Annotated in this window: 18 protein-coding genes; 4 read left to right on the forward strand and 14 right to left on the reverse strand. The window is 64.2% G+C overall.

What is annotated here, in order from left to right:
• Positions 1–50: 50 nt before the first annotated feature.
• From AC1D1J_RS22015 to AC1D1J_RS22040, 6 genes are read right to left on the reverse strand one after another with little or no spacing between them, the layout of a single operon-like run.
• Positions 51–1,205, reverse strand: coding sequence for an NAD(P)/FAD-dependent oxidoreductase (locus AC1D1J_RS22015; RefSeq protein ID WP_477695859.1), 1,155 nt, complete (start codon positions 1,203–1,205; stop codon positions 51–53).
• Positions 1,205–2,587 carry an FAD/NAD(P)-dependent oxidoreductase gene (locus tag AC1D1J_RS22020; protein WP_477695860.1) on the reverse strand — a complete coding sequence of 461 codons (1,383 nt, stop codon included), beginning with the start codon at positions 2,585–2,587 and terminating at the stop codon, positions 1,205–1,207. The genes AC1D1J_RS22015 and AC1D1J_RS22020 overlap by 1 nt, the downstream gene beginning before the upstream one ends.
• Positions 2,584–2,916, reverse strand: coding sequence for a (2Fe-2S)-binding protein (locus tag AC1D1J_RS22025; RefSeq protein WP_477695861.1), 333 nt, complete (start codon positions 2,914–2,916; stop codon positions 2,584–2,586). Before AC1D1J_RS22025 ends, AC1D1J_RS22020 begins: the two co-directional genes overlap by 4 nt.
• Complete coding sequence (locus AC1D1J_RS22030) at positions 2,913–3,707, reverse strand: ABC transporter permease (protein ID WP_477695862.1); 795 nt, start codon at positions 3,705–3,707, stop codon at positions 2,913–2,915. Before AC1D1J_RS22030 ends, AC1D1J_RS22025 begins: the two co-directional genes overlap by 4 nt.
• Before the next feature lie 10 nt (positions 3,708–3,717).
• A complete protein-coding gene (locus tag AC1D1J_RS22035) occupies positions 3,718–4,581 on the reverse strand; it encodes an ABC transporter permease (RefSeq protein WP_477695894.1) in 864 nt (287 codons plus the stop codon).
• Positions 4,582–4,604: 23 nt separating this feature from the next.
• Positions 4,605–5,675 carry an ABC transporter ATP-binding protein gene (locus tag AC1D1J_RS22040; protein WP_477695863.1) on the reverse strand — a complete coding sequence of 357 codons (1,071 nt, stop codon included), beginning with the start codon at positions 5,673–5,675 and terminating at the stop codon, positions 4,605–4,607.
• A 208-nt stretch (positions 5,676–5,883) separates the two neighbouring features.
• On the opposite strand from AC1D1J_RS22040, the gene AC1D1J_RS22045 reads away from it, so the two are divergent.
• Positions 5,884–6,705: an IclR family transcriptional regulator gene (locus tag AC1D1J_RS22045; protein WP_477695864.1), complete on the forward strand. Its 822-nt coding sequence runs from the start codon at positions 5,884–5,886 to the stop codon at positions 6,703–6,705.
• A 5-nt stretch (positions 6,706–6,710) separates the two neighbouring features.
• Here the strand turns inward: AC1D1J_RS22045 and AC1D1J_RS22050 are convergent, their stop codons facing one another.
• Entirely contained in the window at positions 6,711–7,613 is a 903-nt protein-coding gene (locus tag AC1D1J_RS22050) for a LysR family transcriptional regulator (RefSeq protein WP_477695865.1), read from the reverse strand.
• 99 nt (positions 7,614–7,712) lie between these two features.
• Between AC1D1J_RS22050 and AC1D1J_RS22055 the strand changes: the two genes are divergently transcribed.
• The 3 genes from AC1D1J_RS22055 to amaB are packed head-to-tail and all read left to right on the forward strand — an operon-like array spanning position 7,713 to position 11,490.
• Entirely contained in the window at positions 7,713–8,741 is a 1,029-nt protein-coding gene (locus AC1D1J_RS22055) for a 2-oxoadipate dioxygenase/decarboxylase family protein (RefSeq protein ID WP_477689641.1), read from the forward strand.
• Positions 8,738–9,982 (forward strand): aminotransferase-like domain-containing protein, encoded by a 1,245-nt coding sequence (locus AC1D1J_RS22060; protein WP_477695866.1) that lies wholly within the window; start codon positions 8,738–8,740, stop codon positions 9,980–9,982. The genes AC1D1J_RS22055 and AC1D1J_RS22060 overlap by 4 nt, the downstream gene beginning before the upstream one ends.
• Complete coding sequence (amaB, locus tag AC1D1J_RS22065; protein WP_477695867.1) at positions 9,979–11,490, forward strand: L-piperidine-6-carboxylate dehydrogenase; 1,512 nt, start codon at positions 9,979–9,981, stop codon at positions 11,488–11,490. Before AC1D1J_RS22060 ends, amaB begins: the two co-directional genes overlap by 4 nt.
• Before the next feature lie 49 nt (positions 11,491–11,539).
• Here amaB and AC1D1J_RS22070 read toward each other — a convergent pair whose 3' ends face one another.
• The 7 genes from AC1D1J_RS22070 to AC1D1J_RS22100 all read right to left on the reverse strand — a co-directional run bounded on the left by AC1D1J_RS22070 (position 11,540) and on the right by AC1D1J_RS22100 (position 19,278).
• Positions 11,540–12,337, reverse strand: a complete 798-nt coding sequence (locus AC1D1J_RS22070) for an enoyl-CoA hydratase (RefSeq protein ID WP_477695868.1) — start codon at positions 12,335–12,337, stop codon at positions 11,540–11,542.
• A gap of 56 nt (positions 12,338–12,393) precedes the next feature.
• On the reverse strand, positions 12,394–13,218 hold the full coding sequence (locus AC1D1J_RS22075; protein WP_477695869.1) for an acyl-CoA thioesterase: 825 nt from the start codon (positions 13,216–13,218) through the stop codon (positions 12,394–12,396).
• Positions 13,219–13,246: 28 nt separating this feature from the next.
• The gene (locus AC1D1J_RS22080; RefSeq protein WP_477695870.1) at positions 13,247–14,125 is read right to left on the reverse strand and encodes an alpha/beta hydrolase family protein; all 879 of its coding nucleotides are present in this window, start codon (positions 14,123–14,125) and stop codon (positions 13,247–13,249) included.
• A 43-nt stretch (positions 14,126–14,168) separates the two neighbouring features.
• Complete coding sequence (locus AC1D1J_RS22085; RefSeq protein WP_477687199.1) at positions 14,169–15,026, reverse strand: alpha/beta hydrolase family protein; 858 nt, start codon at positions 15,024–15,026, stop codon at positions 14,169–14,171.
• A 90-nt stretch (positions 15,027–15,116) separates the two neighbouring features.
• Positions 15,117–16,316, reverse strand: coding sequence for an acetyl-CoA C-acyltransferase (locus AC1D1J_RS22090; protein WP_477695871.1), 1,200 nt, complete (start codon positions 16,314–16,316; stop codon positions 15,117–15,119).
• A gap of 23 nt (positions 16,317–16,339) precedes the next feature.
• Complete coding sequence (locus AC1D1J_RS22095; protein ID WP_477695872.1) at positions 16,340–16,864, reverse strand: DUF4442 domain-containing protein; 525 nt, start codon at positions 16,862–16,864, stop codon at positions 16,340–16,342.
• A complete protein-coding gene (locus AC1D1J_RS22100; protein ID WP_477695873.1) occupies positions 16,864–19,278 on the reverse strand; it encodes a 3-hydroxyacyl-CoA dehydrogenase/enoyl-CoA hydratase family protein in 2,415 nt (804 codons plus the stop codon). The genes AC1D1J_RS22095 and AC1D1J_RS22100 overlap by 1 nt, the downstream gene beginning before the upstream one ends.
• Between the last annotated feature and the right edge of the window lies 1 nt (position 19,279).

Genomic DNA, 19,279 nt, shown 5'->3' on the forward strand with positions numbered 1-19,279 from the left:
GGCGTTGGTGAAGTGAAGGCAGTGAAATCAAGGAGGACTGTGAAAGAGGACTAGACAACGGAGGAAGAAACGAGCCCGGCGGTTGTCGCACGCGGGTTTGCGGAAAAGCGTTCAATCGAAAAAGCGTCAATTGGCGTGGCGCTGCGGCCCTCACACACCAGGTCGGCCAGCACCGCACCCACGCCCGGCCCCAGCTGGAAGCCGCCCCCGGCGAATCCGAATGCATGAATCAGGCCCGGTGTGGTGGCGCTCGGCCCTATCACCGGCTGGCGGTCGGGCAGGTAGCCTTCGGTGCCGCTCCAGGTGCGGATGATGTGCGCGTGTTTCAGCGCCGGCAGCAGCTCGACGGCTTGCTGCATCAGGCCGGCCAGGCCGCTGCGCTGGGCGCGGGCACGCTGGTCGTCTAGCGCGTAACCCCGGCCGCCGCCGATGACGCAGTTGCCCCGCGCGACCTGGCGGGCATAGATACCGCCGCCTTCCACGCCGAGACTGAGGTTCATGAATGCGGGCAGCGGTTCGGTCACCGACATCTCGGGATGGCCGGACTCCATGGGCACGGGCTCACCGAACTGCGCCGCGAGGGCGCCTGCCCATGCGCCCGCGCAATTGAGCAGGTGTTTGGCGCGAACCTCCAGCGCATCGCCCGAACGCAGCACAAACACCGCTCCGTCGCGCGCCACCTCGTCCACACGGGTCTGTTCGCGTACGTCGGCGCCGAGCTTGCGCGCGGCCATTGCAAAGGCCGGCGACACGAGGCGCGGGTTGGCCTGTCCGTCACCAGGGCACAGCGACGCGCCTATGGCAGCTTTTCCCAGCCACGGGCAGCGTTCGCGCAAGGCCCGCATGGAGAGCATCTGCAAATCCATGCCGAAGCCCAACGTGCGCTCACGGTAGCTTTCGAGCGAGACCATGTCGGCTTCGCTGCGCGCGATCTTGAGGTGCCCCGAAGGGAGATATTCGCCGTCGATGCCGATCAGTTCGGGCAATTGCGTCCACAAGCCCTGCGCGCGCTGCGAAAGCGGCAGCTGGCTGATCGGCCGGCCCTGGCGGCGCACGCCGCCGTAGTTGACACCGCTGGAGCGCGAACCGCACAGGTCACGCTCGAGCAGCACGACCGACAAACCCATACGGCGCAGGAACAGCGCCGCCGACGAGCCCATGATGCCGCCGCCCACAATGGCAACGTCGGCCGCAATGCGTTCCATCAGACGCCCTCCTGCGTTATCACCTGGGCGGCCATGGCTGAAAACGGCAACGGCTTGATAGGTGACTGCCCGCGCAGCCGGCCCACGGCGTCAGGCTGCGCAGCGCAGGCCTGGGCGAGGATTTCCGCCGCGGCCACGCCGCAGGTACGCCCCTGGCAGCGCCCCATGCCCACCCGCGTCAGCGCCTTGAGGCGGTTCATCTCGCGCGCGCCGGTGTCGGCCACGCACTGGCGCAACTCGCCCGCGGTGATTTCTTCACAGCGGCAGACCACCAGTTCATCAGGGGCGGCTGCAGCCCAACCAGCGGGAAATGGAAAGGCCCGCTCCAGTCCTTCCCGGAAGGCCGCCGTACGCGAAAGCTGGTTTTCGAGCGAGGCCGCGCGTGCCACATCGATCCTGTGTCCGGTGTCCGCGAGCAGCGCCAGCGCGGCACGCTCGCCAGCCCATTCCGCGGCATCAGCGCCCATGATGCCGGCACCATCGCCGGCCAGGTAAACACCTGCCACGCTGGAGCGGCCCATGGCGTCGCGCTCGGGCAATGCGCCACGCTGCAAGCTGTCATAGCGAAAATGGCAGCCCAGCAAATCGGCCAGTTGCGTCTCGGGCCGCAGCGCGTAGCCAAAACCCACGCCGTCGCAGGCGATCTCGTGCGTTCGGCCGGCCTTGCGCCAGTGCATAGCCTGCACGCATTCGTCGCCTGTGGCGCGTACCAGTTCCACGCCCTGGTGCACCGCGATGCCATGCATGCGCAACCAGCCCAGGTAATAAAGGCCCTTGGCCAACAGCGTCGGCTGGCGCAGCATGGCGGGCACGGCGGCAGCCTTGCCTGCAAAACTGGCCGTATCAAGTACCGCCACAACTTTGGCGCCGGCCCTGGCGTACTGGTAAGCAATCAAATACAGCAGCGGCCCCGTGCCGGCAAACACCACGCGCGAACCGATCGCGCAGCCCTGGAATTTCAGGGCCACCTGCGCGGCGCCCAGCGTGTAGATGCCGGGCAAAGTCCAGCCGGGAAAAGGCAGGACACGGTCCGCCGCACCGGTGGCAACGATGAGGTGGCTATAGGGCAGCATGCTCATCACCCCGTGATGAAGCAAGTCGAGCTTGCCGCCTTCAGCGCTCCAGACCAGTGTGTCGGGGCGGTAATCGACTTTGTCCAGGATGCCGGCCATGGCCTCATGTACCGCATCGGCGCGCCCGGCCTCAAAACCATAAAGAGCCTCTTTGGGCCGCGAGAAACCCGCGGGCGGCTGGCGGTAGATCTGCCCGCCCCAGCGCGGCGCTTCGTCCACCACCACGGGACGCAGGCCGTGCGCCACCAGCGCCTCGGCAGCGCGCACGCCTGCCGGGCCGGCGCCCACAATCACCGCCTGCGTGCTCATACCGGTCCCTCCGCGCCAGTCACCAGCCGCATGCCTTCTTCGATGAAGGTGCTGCAGGCACGCAGGCGCCGGCCCGATTCGGTCGCGACCCAGCAGTCCTGGCAGGCGCCCATCAGGCAAAAGCCGGCGCGCGGCTCACCGCTGAATTCGCTGAAGCGCAACTGCGCGCTGTGCGTCAGCACCGCCGTCAGCACGGTGTCGCCGGCCAGGGCCTTCAGGGCTTGCCCATTGAGCACAAAGTTCACCGGTTTGCGGTTGCCTTCGGCCAGGCGGTGAAGCAGGGCTGCAGGCTTGTGGCTCACCCGGGCAATTTCAATGGTTGATTTCATTTGTGTCCGACCAGGATCTTGTCGAGGCCGTAGATGCGGTCCAGCACCAGCATGGCCACAGCCGTGAGCGCCACCATGAGGGCCGAGACGGCCGCCATCAAGGGGTCTATCGACTCGGTCGCATACATGTACATCCGCACCGGCAAGGTCACGGTGGAGGGCGCAGTGACAAAGATCGACATGGTCACCTCATCAAAGCTGTTGATAAAAGCGAGCAGCCAGCCGCCGGTAACGCCAGGCAGGATCATCGGCAGCGTCACGCGAACAAACACCGTCGCCTGGCTCGCACCCAGCGAGAGGGCCGCCTGCTCAGCGCTGCGGTCGCTGCCTTCAACCGAAGCCAGCACCAGCCGCAGCACATAGGGCGTGATGATGACCACGTGCGCCAGCGCCAGCCAGAAAAAGCTGCCGGTCGCGCCGATCAGCGAGAAGGTGCGCAGCAAGGCCACACCCAACACCAGATGTGGAATGATCAGCGGCGAAAGAAACAGGCCATTGAGAAAATCACGGCCTGGGAAGGTATGGCGGGCAATCGCCAGCCCGGCCGGTACAGCCAGCAGCGTAGCCAGCGTCGCAGATATCGACGCCAGCCAGAGGCTGTTCTTGAAGGACTGCACAAAGTCCGAATGCGCGAACACCGCACGAAACCAGCGCAATGAAAACTCCGTGGTCGGAATGGCCAGCGTGTTGCCGGGCGTGAAGGCCACCACGCACACGATGACCAGAGGCGCCAGCATGAAGGTGATGACGAGTGCGTTGAAGAGCAGAGCGAGAGGACCGTTCTTGGACATGGCGCGCTCCTTATCCCAGCGATTTCTTGTACGAACGCTCGAGCACGCGGTTGTAGCTCAGCATGATGGCCAGGTTGGCCAGAAGCAGAGTGAGCGAGATCGCCGCGCCCAGCGGCCAGTTGAGCTCGTGCAGGTATTCGTCATACACCACGGTCGCCACCATCTTCAAACGCCGCCCGCCCAGCAGGCCCGGGATGGCGAAGGCGCTGGCGCTCAGGCCGAACACGATCAGGCTGCCCGACAGGATGCCCGGCAGCACCTGCGGAAAGATGATGCGGCGCAAGGTGGTGAAGTGCGAGGCCTGCAGCGACAGCGCCGCGTCTTCCACACCCGGGTCCAGCTTCTGCAACGATGTCCATACCGGGATCACCATGAAAGGCAGCATCACATGCACCAGCGCGATGACCACGGCGGCTTCGGTGTAGAGAATGCGCATCGACGGCAGGCCCACGGCGCGCATGGCCTGGTTGACCACGCCTTCGGGGCCGAGCAGCATGCTCCACCCAAACGCCCGCACCACCACCGACACCAGCAGCGGCGCCAGCACCACCAGCAGCAAAATCGAGCGCCAGGGGCTGCGCATGCGGCTGAGCACATAGGCTTCGGGCGCGCCGACAACGATGCAGATCAGCGTGGTGAGCGCCGAAATCCACAGCGTGCGCCAGAAGATGCCGTGGTAGTAGTCGTCCGTCAGCACGGCGGCGTAATGCGCCAGGGTGAAACTGTTCTTCACGCCGGTGGCGTGGTCAAACACCTGGAACGACAGCACCGCGGTGAGCGCCAGCGGCACCAGCAACAGGCAGGCAAACAGCGTGAAGGCCGGCGCTGACAACAGCCAGGGCGTGCGGGATGCACTGGCCCGGGCCGGTGCCATCGGTGCAGCCACGGCCGTACTGTTCACGCTGGCACCCCTTGCGTGCCGGGCAGCAGGCGCACCTGCTGGGCGGTCCAGTCCAGACCGACGTTCGAGCCTTCTTCGGCGGGCGACGTGCCATCGTTAGGGCAGACCACCGCGAGCTTGCCGGCTGCCGTCGACACCTGGTAAAGCCACTGGCTGCCGAGGAAAAAACGTTCATGCACCGTGCCGCCTATACGGCCCTGGGCTTCAGGCACCAGGCGGATTTTCTCGGGACGCAGGCTCAGCACCACGGCATCGCCCTCTGACACACCGGGCGCTTCGACTTCCAGCGGCACGTTGCCGCCCACATGCACGGTGGCCCAAGGGCCGGTGGCCATCACACGGCCTTCCAGCAAATTGGCCTTGCCGACAAAACTGGAGATAAAGCGTGTCTGCGGGTGTTCATACAGGCGGTACGGCTCGTCGATCTGCGTCACACGCCCGGCTTCCATCACCACCACGCGGTCGCTGATAGACATCGCCTCGGTCTGGTCGTGCGTGACCATCACGGTGGTGGTGCCGACCTTGCGCTGGATCTGCCGCAGCTCAAACTGCATCTCTTCACGCAACTTGGCGTCGAGATTGGACAGCGGCTCATCCAGCAGCAGCACCGGCGGCGAAATGACCAACGCACGCGCCAGGGCCACGCGCTGGCGCTGGCCGCCCGACAGCTCACGCGGGTAGCGTGTGGCGTGCGCCTCAAGATGCACCAGAGCCAGCGCGGCTTTCACGCGCTCGGCACGTTCTTCTTTGGGCACACGGCGCATCTCCAGGCCGAAACTGACGTTGTCGTACACGCTCATGTGGGGGAAGAGCGCATAGCTCTGGAACACGATGCCCAGGCCGCGCGAATTGGGTTTGGCGTGGGTGATGTCGCGGCCGTCCAGCGTGACCTGACCCGACGTCACCTCACAAAAGCCCGCAATCATCTGCAAGGTGGTGGTCTTGCCGCAGCCCGAAGGACCGAGCAGCGAGACGAATTCGCCCTTTTCCACCGACAGGTTCATGTCGGCCACGGCGCGGGTGGCGCCGTAAGACTTGTTCACATTCGCCAGGGTCAAAAAAGACATGGGGAGCACCTCTGCAACAAGGGGAAGGACCAACGCCGCACATGCAAAACGATGTGCAAACGATGACACCCTGATGACTTCATGCTATGGCATCCTATAAAAAATCGTCAATAGGTTATTCCGTATAGAGATATCTTTATTTGATTTATTCCGTTGAACGGAATTTATATACACTTATGATTAATCTGATTCCGCCAAAGGAGACGCCGTGAAAGACGATGACAATATCTCCAGCAGCGTGCAACGCGCCTTTTCCATCATCCGGGCGCTGGCGGCCACGCAAGCCAAGGGTGGGCGCATCACGCACATCGCCAAAGCTACGGGCCTCACCCAGGCGACCACCCACCGCATCCTGCAAAGCCTGGTGGCCGAGCGTGTGGTCGAGCAGGAAACCGGCTCCAGGCTGTATCGCCTGAGCATTGATTTCTTCGCGCTGGCCGCGCAGGCTGGCAACACCATGGACCTGCGCAGCCTGTGCCGGCCGTCGATGCTGCGGCTGTGCGCCAGCCTGGGCGACACCATCTTTTTGCTGGTGCGCAGCGGCTTTGACGCCGTCTGCCTGGACCGCAGCGAAGGGCCCTTTCCCATCCGCTCTTTCACCGGCGACATCGGCGGGCGCGTGGCGCTGGGCATGGGCCAGGGCGGTCTGGCCATCCTGGCTTTCTTGCCCGAGACAGAGCGTGAAGAAGTGATCCGCTACAACCTGCCGCGTGTGCGCGAGTTCGGTGTGTACGACGAGGTGTATCTGCGCACCGAGATTGAGCGCGTGCGCGAGCTTGGCTACGCCGGGCGCAACACCAACCTGCTCGATGGTATGGCCGGCGTCGGCGTGCCGGTGCTGGACCGCGAAGGCCGCGCCGTCGCCGCGCTCAGCGTGGGCACGATCTCGTCACGCCTGAGCCCCGACCGCCTGCCCACCGTGGTGGAACTGCTCAAGCGGGAGGCCACAGCGATCAGTGCGCAGATCAATCCGTTTGACAGTACGTTGCGGCGGCCCGCGCAGAGCCTGGCGCCGACTGACAACGCGTAAAAGCTTCAGGGCTCAGCAATCCCTGAAGCCTGCTCGCGTAACCAGCCGCGCAATTGCACCAACGGCCGCCAGCTGGTTTTTTGCGAAGGCCAGACCAGGTAATAGGCGAAGTCTGAACTCAGCGAGAGATCAAAGGGCACAGCCAGCGTACCATCGGCGATGTCATCGGCCACCAGAAAGCGCGGCAGCACCGCCAGCCCCAGCCCGGCCTTCACAGCCTGCGCGATCATGGAAAAGAGTTCGTACTTGGGGCCGGTGCCTGCGCCCTGCGCGTCGTCGATGCCAGCCAGCTGAAACCAGTCGCGCCACGCATGCGAACGCGTGCTCTGGTGGATGAGCGTGAACTTCAACACATCGGCCGGGCGGCGCAGCTGGCGTTTTTTCATCAGCGCCGGGCTGCACACCACCACACTGTCTTCACCCATCAGGTATTCCGATTCAGTACCCGGCCAGTCGGGCCGACCGTAATGAATGGCGGCGTCCAGCCCCGTCAATGAAAAATCAAAAGGCTGCAGGCGCGTGGCCAGATTCAGCGTCACATGCGGATGCGCTTTCAAGAAAGACGGCATGCGCGGAATCAGCCACTTGGTGGCAAAGGTGGGCACCACGCCCAGCTCCAGCGTGCCGCCCTCGCCTTTGGACGAGACCAGGTCCAGCATGGCGGCCTCGAGCGAATCCAGCGCGGGGCTGACGCGCGCCAGCAGCGAGCGGCCGGCGTCGGTCAGCTCCAGCTGGCGAGGCAGGCGCAGGAAAAGGCTCACGTCCAGGTCCTGCTCGAGCCCCAGGATCTGATGGCTGACCGCGCTCTGGCTCACCGAGAGGTCTTGCGCCGCCAGCGTAAAGCTGCCGCGATGGGCCGCCGCTTCAAAGGCCAGCAGGGCCTGGGTGGAGGGGATTTTTCGGCGCATCGCATGAATATATCTCATGACTCCATCGAAATACATCCTTTGTGCGTGGCGCTGAAACTGCCGAAAATCTGGCTTTCACCTGCCAATTACACGACTGATATGACCCATCTTAAGAAGCTCCTCGCCTGCTGCCTGCCAGCCGAAGCCGTCAAAAATATCCATGAACAGATGTACGTTCACCCGTCGCTACAGCAAGCCGCTTCGGGCATCGTCACCCGGGCCGAGTTGGCCCAGGCGCTGAACATGGCGCTGTTTCACGGCCTGGTGCAGCGTGTGCCGGCCGGGCAGGACTATATCGCCAGCGACGTGGTGGCGCAAAAGCGCCAGGTGGTGTTTGACCACGGCGCGCTGCGTACCGTGCGCTGGGCCAGCGGCGCCCTGCCCGCGGGCGAAGCGGCCTTCACCCGCGTGCTGCGCCCGCTGGGTTTTGAACTGCAGGGCACCTACCCGCTGCCGCGCCTGAAGATGACCGGCCGCGCCTACAGCCACCGCGATTTTCCTGAAGACATCGCGCAGTTTTTTGTGTCTGAACTGCACCCCGAGCAGTTCTCCACGCCCTTCCAGTCGGCCGTGACACGCGTGCTGTCGACCTCGCGCGATCCACTGGGCCCGCAGGACGTGGCCGACCTGGAGCAGCTCACACGCGATGGCATGCTGCCCCTGGCACAGGCACTGCGCTTGCTACCACAGCTGCTGCAATGCTTTGACCGCCAGCACGGCGTGTTTGGCATGGACGACTATGAATTGCTGCTGGCCGAATCCGCCGAGATGGCGTGGATTGCCACCGAAGGCAATGCCTTCAACCATGCCACCGACCGTGTGAGTGACGTGGACGCGGTGGCCGAACGCCAGCGCGCGCTGGGCCGGCCCATCAAGGACAAGGTCGAGGTGTCGGCCAGCGGGCGTGTGCGGCAGACGGCCTTCCGTGCGGCCACGGTGCAGCGCGAGTTCATCACCGCGCAGGGCCGCGTCACGCGCGACGTGCCGGGATCCTTCTATGAATTCATCACACGTGATGCACTGATACCCATCGCCGCAAACGACCCCGTGCAGGCGCCGCGGCTGGACCTGGCCTTTGACGCCGGCAACGCCACCGGCATTTTCGGCATGACGGCTGCACGCGCATGAGCGCTGTGCGTGCGCTGTACGCACAGGCCAGCGGCTCACCGATACGCGCCATGCTGGCACTGGCCGGCCAGGAGGGCATGATTTCGCTGGCCGGCGGGCATCCCGATCCGGCCCTGCTGCCTGCCGACTGGCTGCGTGAATCGCTGCAGGACGTGACCGGCAAACTGCAAGGCCGCAACCTGCAGTACGGCGCTACCGAAGGCCTGCCCGAGCTGCGTGAAGCCAGCGCGGCCCTGCTCACACACCGCGGATTGGCGGCCAAGGCGAGCGAGTTGCTCATTACCACCGGTTCGCAGCAGGCCATCGATTTGCTGGCCCGCGTACTCATCGAACCGGGCGAAGGCATCGCGGTCGAGTCGTTTAACTATCCTGCGGCACTGCAGGCTTTTCGTTTTGCGGGCGCGCGGCTGATTGAAGTCCCAACCGACGCAAAGGGCATGGATATCGACCGGCTCGAATCCATTCTGCAGGCCGAACGCCCGCGCGTGCTGTATGTGGTGCCCAACTTTGCCAACCCGACCGGCGCCGTGATGCCGCTGGCGCGGCGCGTGCGCCTGCTCGAACTGGCCGCGCAATACGGCGTGACCTTGATGGAAGACGACCCGTATGGTGAGTTGTGGTTTGGCGAGGCGCCGCCACCTCCGCTCGCACAACTCAACCAGCAGGCCGGCTCGCCCGCGCAGGTCGCCTACATGACCAGCTACTCCAAAGTGGTGGCCCCTGCCCTTCGCCTGGGTGTGCTCCTCGCACCGGCGGACATTCTGCGCGCGGTGGTGCTGGCCAAGCAGGCGTCCGACGTGCACAGCGGTTCGCTGGAGCAGCTCACGCTGGCGACCATGCTGGGCTCCTACCGCCTCGCGTCGCACCTGGCCTCGCTGCGCACAGCCTACGCGGCCAAAGGCGCCACGCTGGCCAACGCCTTGCGCGCGCATGCCGGCGGGTTGCTCGAATTCGATGCGCCGCAAGGCGGCATGTTTGTCTGGGCACGACTGCGCAGGGACTTGCCCCTGTTGCCGACAAAAGATTGGGTGGACTTCGGGCTTCGGCATCGAGTGCTGGTAGTACCAGGCGCCGCCTTCAGCATCAGCAACGCCGCACAACCCTGGTTGCGTTTGAGTTTTGCCAACCCATCACCGGCCGCGTTGCAACAAGGCGCCGAGCGCCTGGGCCGCGGGCTGCAAAGCCTCGCCACCCACACAGCTTCCGATTTCAGGACAACCCACGAAAGGACTTCCGCATGAGTCATTCCAGCGACGTTTCATCCCTCTTTAAAACCCTGGGCGTCAACGCCGACCTCGGCAGCAAGGCGTCCGCGGCCATCGAAGTGGTCACCCCCATCGACGGCAGCCTCCTGGCGCGCGTAGCCATCCACAGCGCCAACGAAGTCGACAGCGCACTGAACGGCGCACACCAGCGTTTCATAGCCTGGCGCAATGTGCCCGCACCCAAACGCGGTGAACTGGTGCGCGCCTTTGGCGAAACCGTGCGCCGCCACAAGACCGAGCTGGGCCGGCTGATCTCGCTGGAGACCGGCAAGATTTTGCAGGAAGGCCTGGGCGAGGTGCAGGAAGTCATCGACATCTGCGAGTTCGCCGTGGGCCTTTCGCGCCAGCTCTACGGCCTCACGATTGCCAGCGAGCGGCCCGACCACAAGCTGCTGGAAACCTGGCACCCCGTGGGCGTGGTCGGCATCATCTCGGCCTTCAACTTCCCGATGGCGGTGTTTGCCTGGAACGCCGCGCTGGCGATGGTATGCGGCAACACGCTGGCCTGGAAGCCGTCAGAGAAAACACCGCTGTCGGCCATCGCCCTCAACGGCCTGCTGCTGCAAACGGCGAAAGACCTCGGCCTGGCCACCGAAGGACTGAGCGAGCTGCTGATCGGCGAGCGCGCCACCGGCGAGGTGCTGGTCAAGCACCCGCATGTGAAGCTGGTGAGCGCCACCGGCTCCACCGCCATGGGCAAGAACGTGGCGATTGCCTGCGCCGGCCTTTTCAAACGCTCGCTGCTGGAGCTGGGCGGCAACAACGCGGCCATCGTCTGCCCGTCGGCAAATCTGGAGCTGGTGGTGCGCGGCGCGGCGTTCGCGGCGGCGGGCACTGCGGGCCAACGCTGCACAAGCCTGCGCCGCCTGATCGTTCACCGCTCGATCTACCCGGAGCTGGTCAAACGCCTGGTGGCCGTCTTTGAACGCCTTCCCATCGGCAACCCGCTCAAAGACGGCACGCTGGTCGGCCCCTTGATCGATGGCCGCGCATTTGACGTCATGCAGTCGGCCCTGGGCGAAGCGAAGAAGCTGGGCGCCACGGTGCATTTCGGCGAGCGCCAACCGGGCGACGGATCAGCCCACTATGTGCGCCCCGCCATCGTGGAACTGAAGGAGCAGGCCGGCCCCATGCTGCACGAGACCTTTGCGCCGATTTTGTATGTGGTTCCCTACGACAATTTTGACGAAGCCATCGCACTGAACAACGCCGTGGCACACGGCCTGTCGTCGGCCGTCTTCACGCAGGACTTGCGGGAAGCCGAACAGTTCACCTCAGCGCGCGGTTCCGACTGCGGCATTGCCAACGTCAATATCGGCACCAGCGGTGCGGAAATCGGTGGTGCCTTTGGTGGTGAGAAAGAAACCGGCGGTGGACGCGAGTCGGGCTCCGATTCGTGGAAGGCCTATATGCGCCGCGCGACCAACACGGTCAACTACGGCAGCAGCCTGCCTTTGGCACAAGGGATCCGGTTCGATATCTAAAAGTCGCGAGTCCCCTCTCTTTCCCCCAGCGGGGGAAGGAGCGAGAAACTCAGACGGCGCTGAAATCCGGCTTGCGCTTCTCCATGAAGGCAGAGAAGGCTTCGCGCGCCGCGGGCTCACCCAGCATGCGGCCGAAACTCACGCCTTCTTCGGCCATACGCTCTGCCACGAGGGTGGCGTTGCCTTTTTTCATGAGACGCTTGGTTTCCATCAGCGCGCTGAGCGGTTTGGCGACCAGCTTTTGCGCCTGGCGCTGGGCCAGTGCATTGGCTTCGGTGGGCGGCACGATGCGGTTGATCAAGCCGATCTCCAGTGCGGTCTCGGCCATGAAGGGTTCGCCCAGCAGCAGTGCCTCGGCGGCGCGCGGGTAACCCATGAGCTGCGGCACCAGAAAGCTCGACGCGGCTTCAGGGCACAGGCCCAGGTTGACGAAAGGCATGGAAAACGCAGCGTTGTCTCCGGCATAGACCAGGTCGCAATGCAGCAGCAGCGTGGTGCCTATGCCGACTGCGGGGCCGCACACAGCGGCTATCAGCGGTTTGGGAAAGCTGCTGATGCCGCGCAGGAAACGGAAGACCGGCGAATCGGGCGTTGATGGCGGCTTGTTCAGGAAGTCGCCGATGTCGTTACCGGCGGAAAAAATGGTTTCATGTCCCTGGATCACCACCACACGCACGGCTGCATCGTGGTGGGCCGACTCCAGCGCATCGGCCATGGCGCCATACATGGCGGAGGTGATGGAATTTTTTTTGTCCACACGGTTGAGCGTGACGGTCATCACGCACGCGTCGACGTGGCTCAGGATTTCGGGAATGCTGCCGGTGGAAATAGGGGTGGGAGTGTTCATGTGTTTTCCGTTAAGACGCAAGTGTAGGGGCCAGCCATGCATGCTGCCCTGCGGGCCTATTCTTTGTAATAAACAATCTGCGTGCTGGTAGCCAGCAGTACACCCGCTTCGCTCCACAGCTGCGCAGTCTGGTCAAAGAAACCATTGCGAAAGGCCTGAGCCCTGGCTTGCCCCAGCAAATAGCCTTCACCGCATTCAGCCAGTTGCCGCCCGTCGGCGTGGAAGTACGTGGTGATCGACACCGTACCGGCGGGTACACGTGTGGCACGGCGCAGCCAGACCCGCGGATAGAACACGTCGGACATGGCCGCCAGTGCCGGGAAGTCGAGCGGCCGCGGTGGATCGTCGCGCACCCACAGCTGCGTAAGGCTGTCTACGCCACTGCCGTCCCACACCTGCGGAATCACGCCGCGTACCGGCCGCATGTCGTAGCGATTCGTCCACGCGGATGTTGAAAACCGCAGCCTGCCCGCAGCGTCGGCCAGCGTGACCGCGGGCATGGGCGTGTCGTTGAGGCTCCAGGTCTCGCGCCGCACGGCCGTGACGGCTGTGGCTGTCATCACGGCACCGGCGGCATCGCCGTCCTGCGACAACTCCACCACCCAATGCTGGGTGGAACGGTTGGTGCGGGCCGGCCTGGCCGTGACGGTGAACGGCCCTTCTGCCATGGCCGCCGCGTAGTTCACCGTCAACGCCACCGGCTCGCCCAGCAGGGCCGGATGCAGCAGAATGGCCCGCAGGGCCGTGGCCGCTGTAGTGCCGCCGAAGGGGCCCACCATGTTCCAGTACTCAGGGCTGCTGTGACCCAGCCAGGTGTCGGGCCTGTCGCTGCCGGCGGCTTCCAGCCTGAGCGCGTCGTCAAAAGTATGCGTGCTTGTCATGTCGGCAGGTGTGATGGGGCTTTCCGTTTCAAACCGGGGCTTTGGCGGCACCGGTCATGCCGTCGATGATCTGCTGGACGCGCGGCCACAAGGTCTGGTTGAACTGTTCCCGGAAGAAGCCGAAATGCCCGATGCGCCTGACCTTGAGATCTGCCGGCGCGATGCGTTCAAAGCTGCGCGGTGCATTGGTGTACAGGTTGATGAGGTTTTGCGTGCCGCGCCAGGTCATCAGCTCGTCGTCTGTCATGGACAGCGCGGTCACAGGAAAACTGACCCGCCCATAACTCAGCCGTGCGCTTTCTCCCTCGGCCCCCACGCTGTAGTGCGGATCCAGGCACCACTTGCGCCACTGCAGCATCACGCCGGCTGGCAGGTCGCCGACTTTTTTGAGCCTGCGCCCGGGGAAATAACCGCAAAGACGCGTGGCCAAAGGCACCAGCACATACCAGAAGTACAGAATCAGGCGCCTGAGCTGCGGTGCGTTGTCGCGCCAGTAACCGCTTCCTGCCGCGATGCTGACGAGGCCATCGATCTTGTCCTGATTCTTCAGGAAACCCGGCAGCTGCGCACCCAGGCTGTGACCCAGCAGGTAAAGCGGTGCATCCGGTAAAGCTGCCTTGGCGGCATCTACCACAGCCTCATAGTCGGCAGCCCAGTCGAGCAGGTCGGCCTTGAAACCACGCAGGCTGCCGCTGGCGGTGTTGGGCAAGGATTCGCCCGAACCGCGGTAGTCAAAAGTGGTGACGCAAAAGCCCTGGGCAGAAAGCCATTGCGCAAACGGTGCGTAATAGTCTTGCCGCACCCCCATGGCGCCACCGATGACCACGCTGGCACGCGCAGGCGAAGAAGGCGCATAGACGCGAGTGGACAGTTGCGCCGTGCCTGAACTGAGGATCTGCATCTGCATCACATGCTCCTGGAAATGGATGAACTGAACTCGGGCACACGCATCAGGCGTGAAGATGTTGCACAAGCTGCGGCCAGAAGCTGGCACGCAGCTTGTCGCGAAAGTAGCCGAAGTGGCCTATATGCCTGACACCCAGATTTCCCGGGTCAAGGGTCATGCATTGCACCGGTTCACTTCGCGCACCGAACAAGGCCACAAACCGGTCTGACGACCACTGTGAAAAGACCTCGTCATCGCTTGAGTTGAAGTAGGTGATGGGCGTCTGCACGCGTTCAAAACGTTCACGCTGATGGGCATCACGCGCCAGGTAGTCCGGATGGCGGCACCAGCGCGTCCATTGCCGCATCACACCTGCGGGAATGTTGCCAACCTTGCGCAGTTTCCGGCCCGGGAAATAACCGAACAACGGTACCAGTAAGGGCGCCCAGATCTGCGTGGCGGCAAACAGGCCCCAACGCGGCACGGCGTTGCGCAGGCGCGGCCAGTAACCGCTGCCACTGGCAACCAGCACGGCACGCTGAAAGAAGTGCGTAGTTTCGGAGCTGGCAAACAATTGCCCGCCCAGGCTGTGCCCCAGGTAGTAAAGCGGAAGGCCCGGCACGCGTTGCCGCAAGAACCGGGCAGCGGCGCTCACGTCCTGCTGGCCCCAGGTATCGAAGGTGGCATCGGTGGACGCCACGCGCTCACCGCCGGAGGCAAAAGTGCCGCGGTAATCGAGCGTCAGCACGGTAAAGCCTTGCCCGGCCAGCCAGCGGGCGAAGGGCTCGTAATGTTGCTGGGGCGTGGCCATTGCACCGGCCAGCAGTACACCGCCGCGGGCCTCGCCTCCCGCGAGATCCGCTGCAAATACCGTCGCTGCCAGCGCCCAGGAGTCCTGGGTCAGAACCGTGATTCGCTCCATCTTCTGTCTCCAGTCAGGAAAAGCCCAGTCTGCCCCGCAGCTGCCATAACCGCTGCCGCAAGCGCGACAGCGGGGTCGCCGCCGACGGCCTTACACGCGTTCGAAAATACCCGCAGCGCCCTGACCCATACCTACGCACATGGTCACCATGCCGTACTTGAGCTGATGGCGATGCAGCGCATGGATCACGGTCGCGGCGCGGATCGCACCGGTCGCACCCAGCGGATGGCCCAGGGCGATTGCGCCGCCCATGCGGTTGACTTTGGAGGCGTCGAGCTTGAGTGTATTGATCACCGCCAGCGACTGTGCGGCAAAGGCTTCATTCAATTCAAACCAGCCGATGTCTTCCTGCTTGAGGCCGGCATAACGCAAGGCTGCGGGGATGGCTTCGATCGGGCCAATGCCCATGATCTCGGGCGGCACGCCCTTGGCGGCGTAGCTGACAAAGCGGGCGAGCGGCTTCAGGCCGAAGTCCTTGACGGCTTTTTCGCTGGCCAGCACCAGGGCACCCGCGCCGTCGGACGTCTGCGAGCTGTTGCCCGCGGTGACCGAGCCGCGCGCGGCAAACACCGTCTTGAGTTTGGCCAGGCCTTCCAGCGAGGTATCAGGCCGTGGGCCTTCATCCAGGCTCACGGTGCGCGTCTTGGCGACGACTTCGCCGGTTTCCAGGTTGGCCGTGCGGTCGGTCACTTCAACAGGCGTGATCTCGTTGCTGAACTCGCCAGCCTGCTGCGCCTTGATGGCCTTTAGGTGTGACTCCAGCGCGAACTGGTCCTGCGCCTCGCGTGAGACCTTCCACTGTTGCGCCACCTTTTCGGCCGTGAGGCCCATGCCGTAGGCGATGCCGACGTTCTCGTCGTTCATGAACATATTGGGCGACAGCGACGGCGAGTTGCCCGACATGGGCACCATGCTCATGCTCTCGGTGCCGGCGGCGATCATCACGTCGGCTTCGCCCACGCGGATGCGGTCGGCCGCCATCTGGATGGCCGAGAGGCCGGAGGCGCAAAAACGGTTGACGGTGATTCCGCCCACGCTGGTGGGCAGGCCCGCCAGCACCGCGCCAATGCGCGCCACGTTCAGGCCTTGCGGACCTTCGGGGATTGCGCAGCCGCAGATGATGTCTTCAATCGCCTTCGGGTCCAGCGAGGGCACTTGCGCCAACGCGGCCTGCAGCGCCTTGACCAGCAGGTCGTCGGGCCGCATGTTGCGGAAATAGCCGCGGCCCGAGCGCCCGATGGGCGTGCGGGTGGCGGCGACGATGTAGGCTTCCTGGACTTGTTTGGCCATGATGGTTTCCTTCAATTTCTCGGTTAACTTTTCCGTGGGCCGGAGGGAATCCAGGCCCAGACAAATTCGCATTCGACCGGGTTGACGCCGGCTTCATCGGTCACGGTGACCGGCACAGTGACTTCACCCTTGTCGCTGGCCTGCATGGCCGCGCGTTGCGCTTCGCTCAAGGTGGCCACCGCACGCAGGGCGCCGGTGGCGCGCTTCCTGAACGCCATCTTCAGTTCCTTGGCCAGCGGGATGCAGTCGTCGCGCACATTCATGCCGACCACCATGCCGGTGGCGGTTTCCGCCAGCAGGTTCATCGCCGAGGCATGCACGCCGCCGATGTGGTTCTGCACCTTCTTCTCGTTTTTGATGCCGATCTCGACCCGGCCCGTCCCCATTTCGATGAAGTCCAGGCCGGCGGTGCCGGTAAAGGGCACGGCACGGCGCAGCACCACGCTGCGGAACCAGCCGCGCGCAAACGCCGGTACTTCCTCGAGCCGCTGCAGTTGCCGTGCCAGGCGGTTGGGCTTGTGGTCGCTCATGGCGGTTTGGCCGGTCATCAGTTACGAACAGGTTTGCCAGTGCTCATCATTCCCATGATTCGCTCCTGGGTTTTTGGATGCTCAAGAAGAGAGCAGAAAGCTTTGCGCTCCAGGGTCATCAAATACTCTTCCGTCACCAGCGTGCCGGCATCGACGTCCCCGCCGCAGACCACATTCGCGATCAGGCTCGCAATATGGAAGTCGTGCGCGCTGATGAAGCCGCCGTCGCGCATATTGACCAGCTGGCCCTTGATGGTGGCCAGGCCGCTGCGGCCCACCACCGGGAACTGGCGCTTGTGCGGTGCGCGGTAGCCGGAGTTGAACAGCGCGCGCGCTTCATTCAGCGCGACGAACAGCAGCTCGTCCTTGTTCGGCACGATCACGTCGCTGTCGAGCAGGTAACCGATCTTGCGGCTTTCGATGGCACTGGTGCCCACCTTGGCCATCGCGGCGGCCGTGAAGCCTTCGGTGAGGAAAGGCAGGATGTCCTTGTTGGTCGAGGTGCCGGCGTTTTCCGCGGCACGGCGGGCGATGTAGGCCAGGCCACCGGCGCCGGGCACCAGGCCCACGCCGACTTCGACGAGGCCGATATAGCTTTCCATCGCGGCGACACGTTTGGCCGAATACACTGCCATTTCGCAACCGCCGCCCAGCGCCAGGCCGCGAATCGCCGACACCACGGGCACAGCCGCGTAACGCAGCTTGAGCATCACGTTCTGCAGTTCGGCCTCGGCCCCTTCAATCGCCTTGGCGCCGCCCATCATGAAGGCGGGCAGCATGGCCTGCAGGTCGGCGCCGGCCGAGAACATCTCGTCATTCGACCAGATGACCATGCCCTTGTAGCTTTTCTCGGCCAGGTCCACACCCATCGCCAGGCCTTCGGCCACGTCCGGGCTGATGGCGTGCATCTTGGTCTTGATGCTGGCGATCAGCACGTCGCCATCCGCACCGTCCAGCGTCCAGAGGCGGATCGCGTCGTCTTCATGCAGCGTGGTACCTGCCGTCTCAAAAGCAGGCGCCTTGGCGCCGAGCACGTCTTCGGGGAAGAACTGGCGCTCATAGACCGGCAGCTTGCGGCGCGGGATGAATTTTTTGGCTGAAGCGCTCCAGGAACCCTCTGCCGTGTGCACGCCACCGGCATCGGCGACCGGGCCCTTGAACACCCAGTCTGGCAGCGGCGCCTTGGACAGCGCCTTGCCGGCGTCGATGTCTTCCTGGATCCAGGTAGCTACCTGCTTCCAGCCGGCCTGTTGCCACAGCTCGAAGGGACCTTGTTTGGAGCCAAAGCCCCAGCGCATGGCGAAGTCGATGTCGCGTGCGGTTTCGGCAATGCTTTCCAGGTGCACGGCGGCGTAATGAAACTGGTCGCGCAGGATGGCCCAGAGGAAGCGCGCTTCCGCGCCCTCGGCTTCGCGCAAGAGCTTGAGGCGTTCGCCCGCAGGTTTTTTCAGCATGCGGCCGACAACTTCATTGGCCTTGGCGCCGGCGGGCACGTATTCCATGCTCTCCGGGTCCAGGCGCAGGATGTCGCGGCCCTGTTTTTTGTAGAAACCGGCGCCGGTCTTCTGGCCCAGGCTTTTCGACTCGAGCAGCTTGGCCAGCACGGGCGGCGTGCCGTAGACGTCGGAGAACGGATCTTCCACCTTGCCGGGGCCGAGGTTGTCTTGCAGCGTCTTGATGACGTGGGCCATGGTGTCCAGGCCCACCACGTCGGCGGTGCGGAAGGTGCCTGAGCTTGCGCGGCCCAGCTTCTTGCCGGTGAGGTCGTCGACCACGTCATAGGTCAGACCGAAAGTTTCGGCTTCCTTGATGGTAGCCAGCATGCTGGCGATGCCCACGCGGTTGGCGATGAAGTTGGGTGTGTCGTGGGCACGGATCACGCCCTTGCCCAGCGCGCTGGTGACAAAGGCCTCCAGGTCGTCCAGCACCTTGGGTTCGGTGGTCGGCGTGTTGATCAGCTCCACCAGCGTCATGTAGCGCGGCGGGTTGAAGAAGTGAATGCCGCAAAAGCGCGGCTTGATGGATTCGGGCAGCGCCTCGCTGAGCTTGGTGATGGACAGGCCCGAGGTATTGCTGGCCACGATGGCGCCTTCGGCAATGAAGGGCGCGATCTTGTGGTACAGGTCGGTCTTCCAGTCCATGCGCTCGGCAATCGCCTCGATGATGAGGTCGCACTCCCTGAGCAGCTCCATGTTCTCTTCGTAGTTGGCTTGCTGGATCATCGCCGCGTCTTCGGGCACACCCAGCGGCGCCGGCTTGAGCTTCTTGAGGCCTTCGACCGCCTTGATGACGATGCCGTTCTTCGGGCCGTCCTTGGCGGCGAGGTCAAACAGCACCACCGGCACCTTGACGTTGACCAGATGGGCGGCGATCTGCGCGCCCATGACACCGGCGCCGAGGACGGCGACTTTTTTGACTTGGAATCGGGACATG

This window comes from Polaromonas sp. P1_F8, assembly GCF_056405635.1.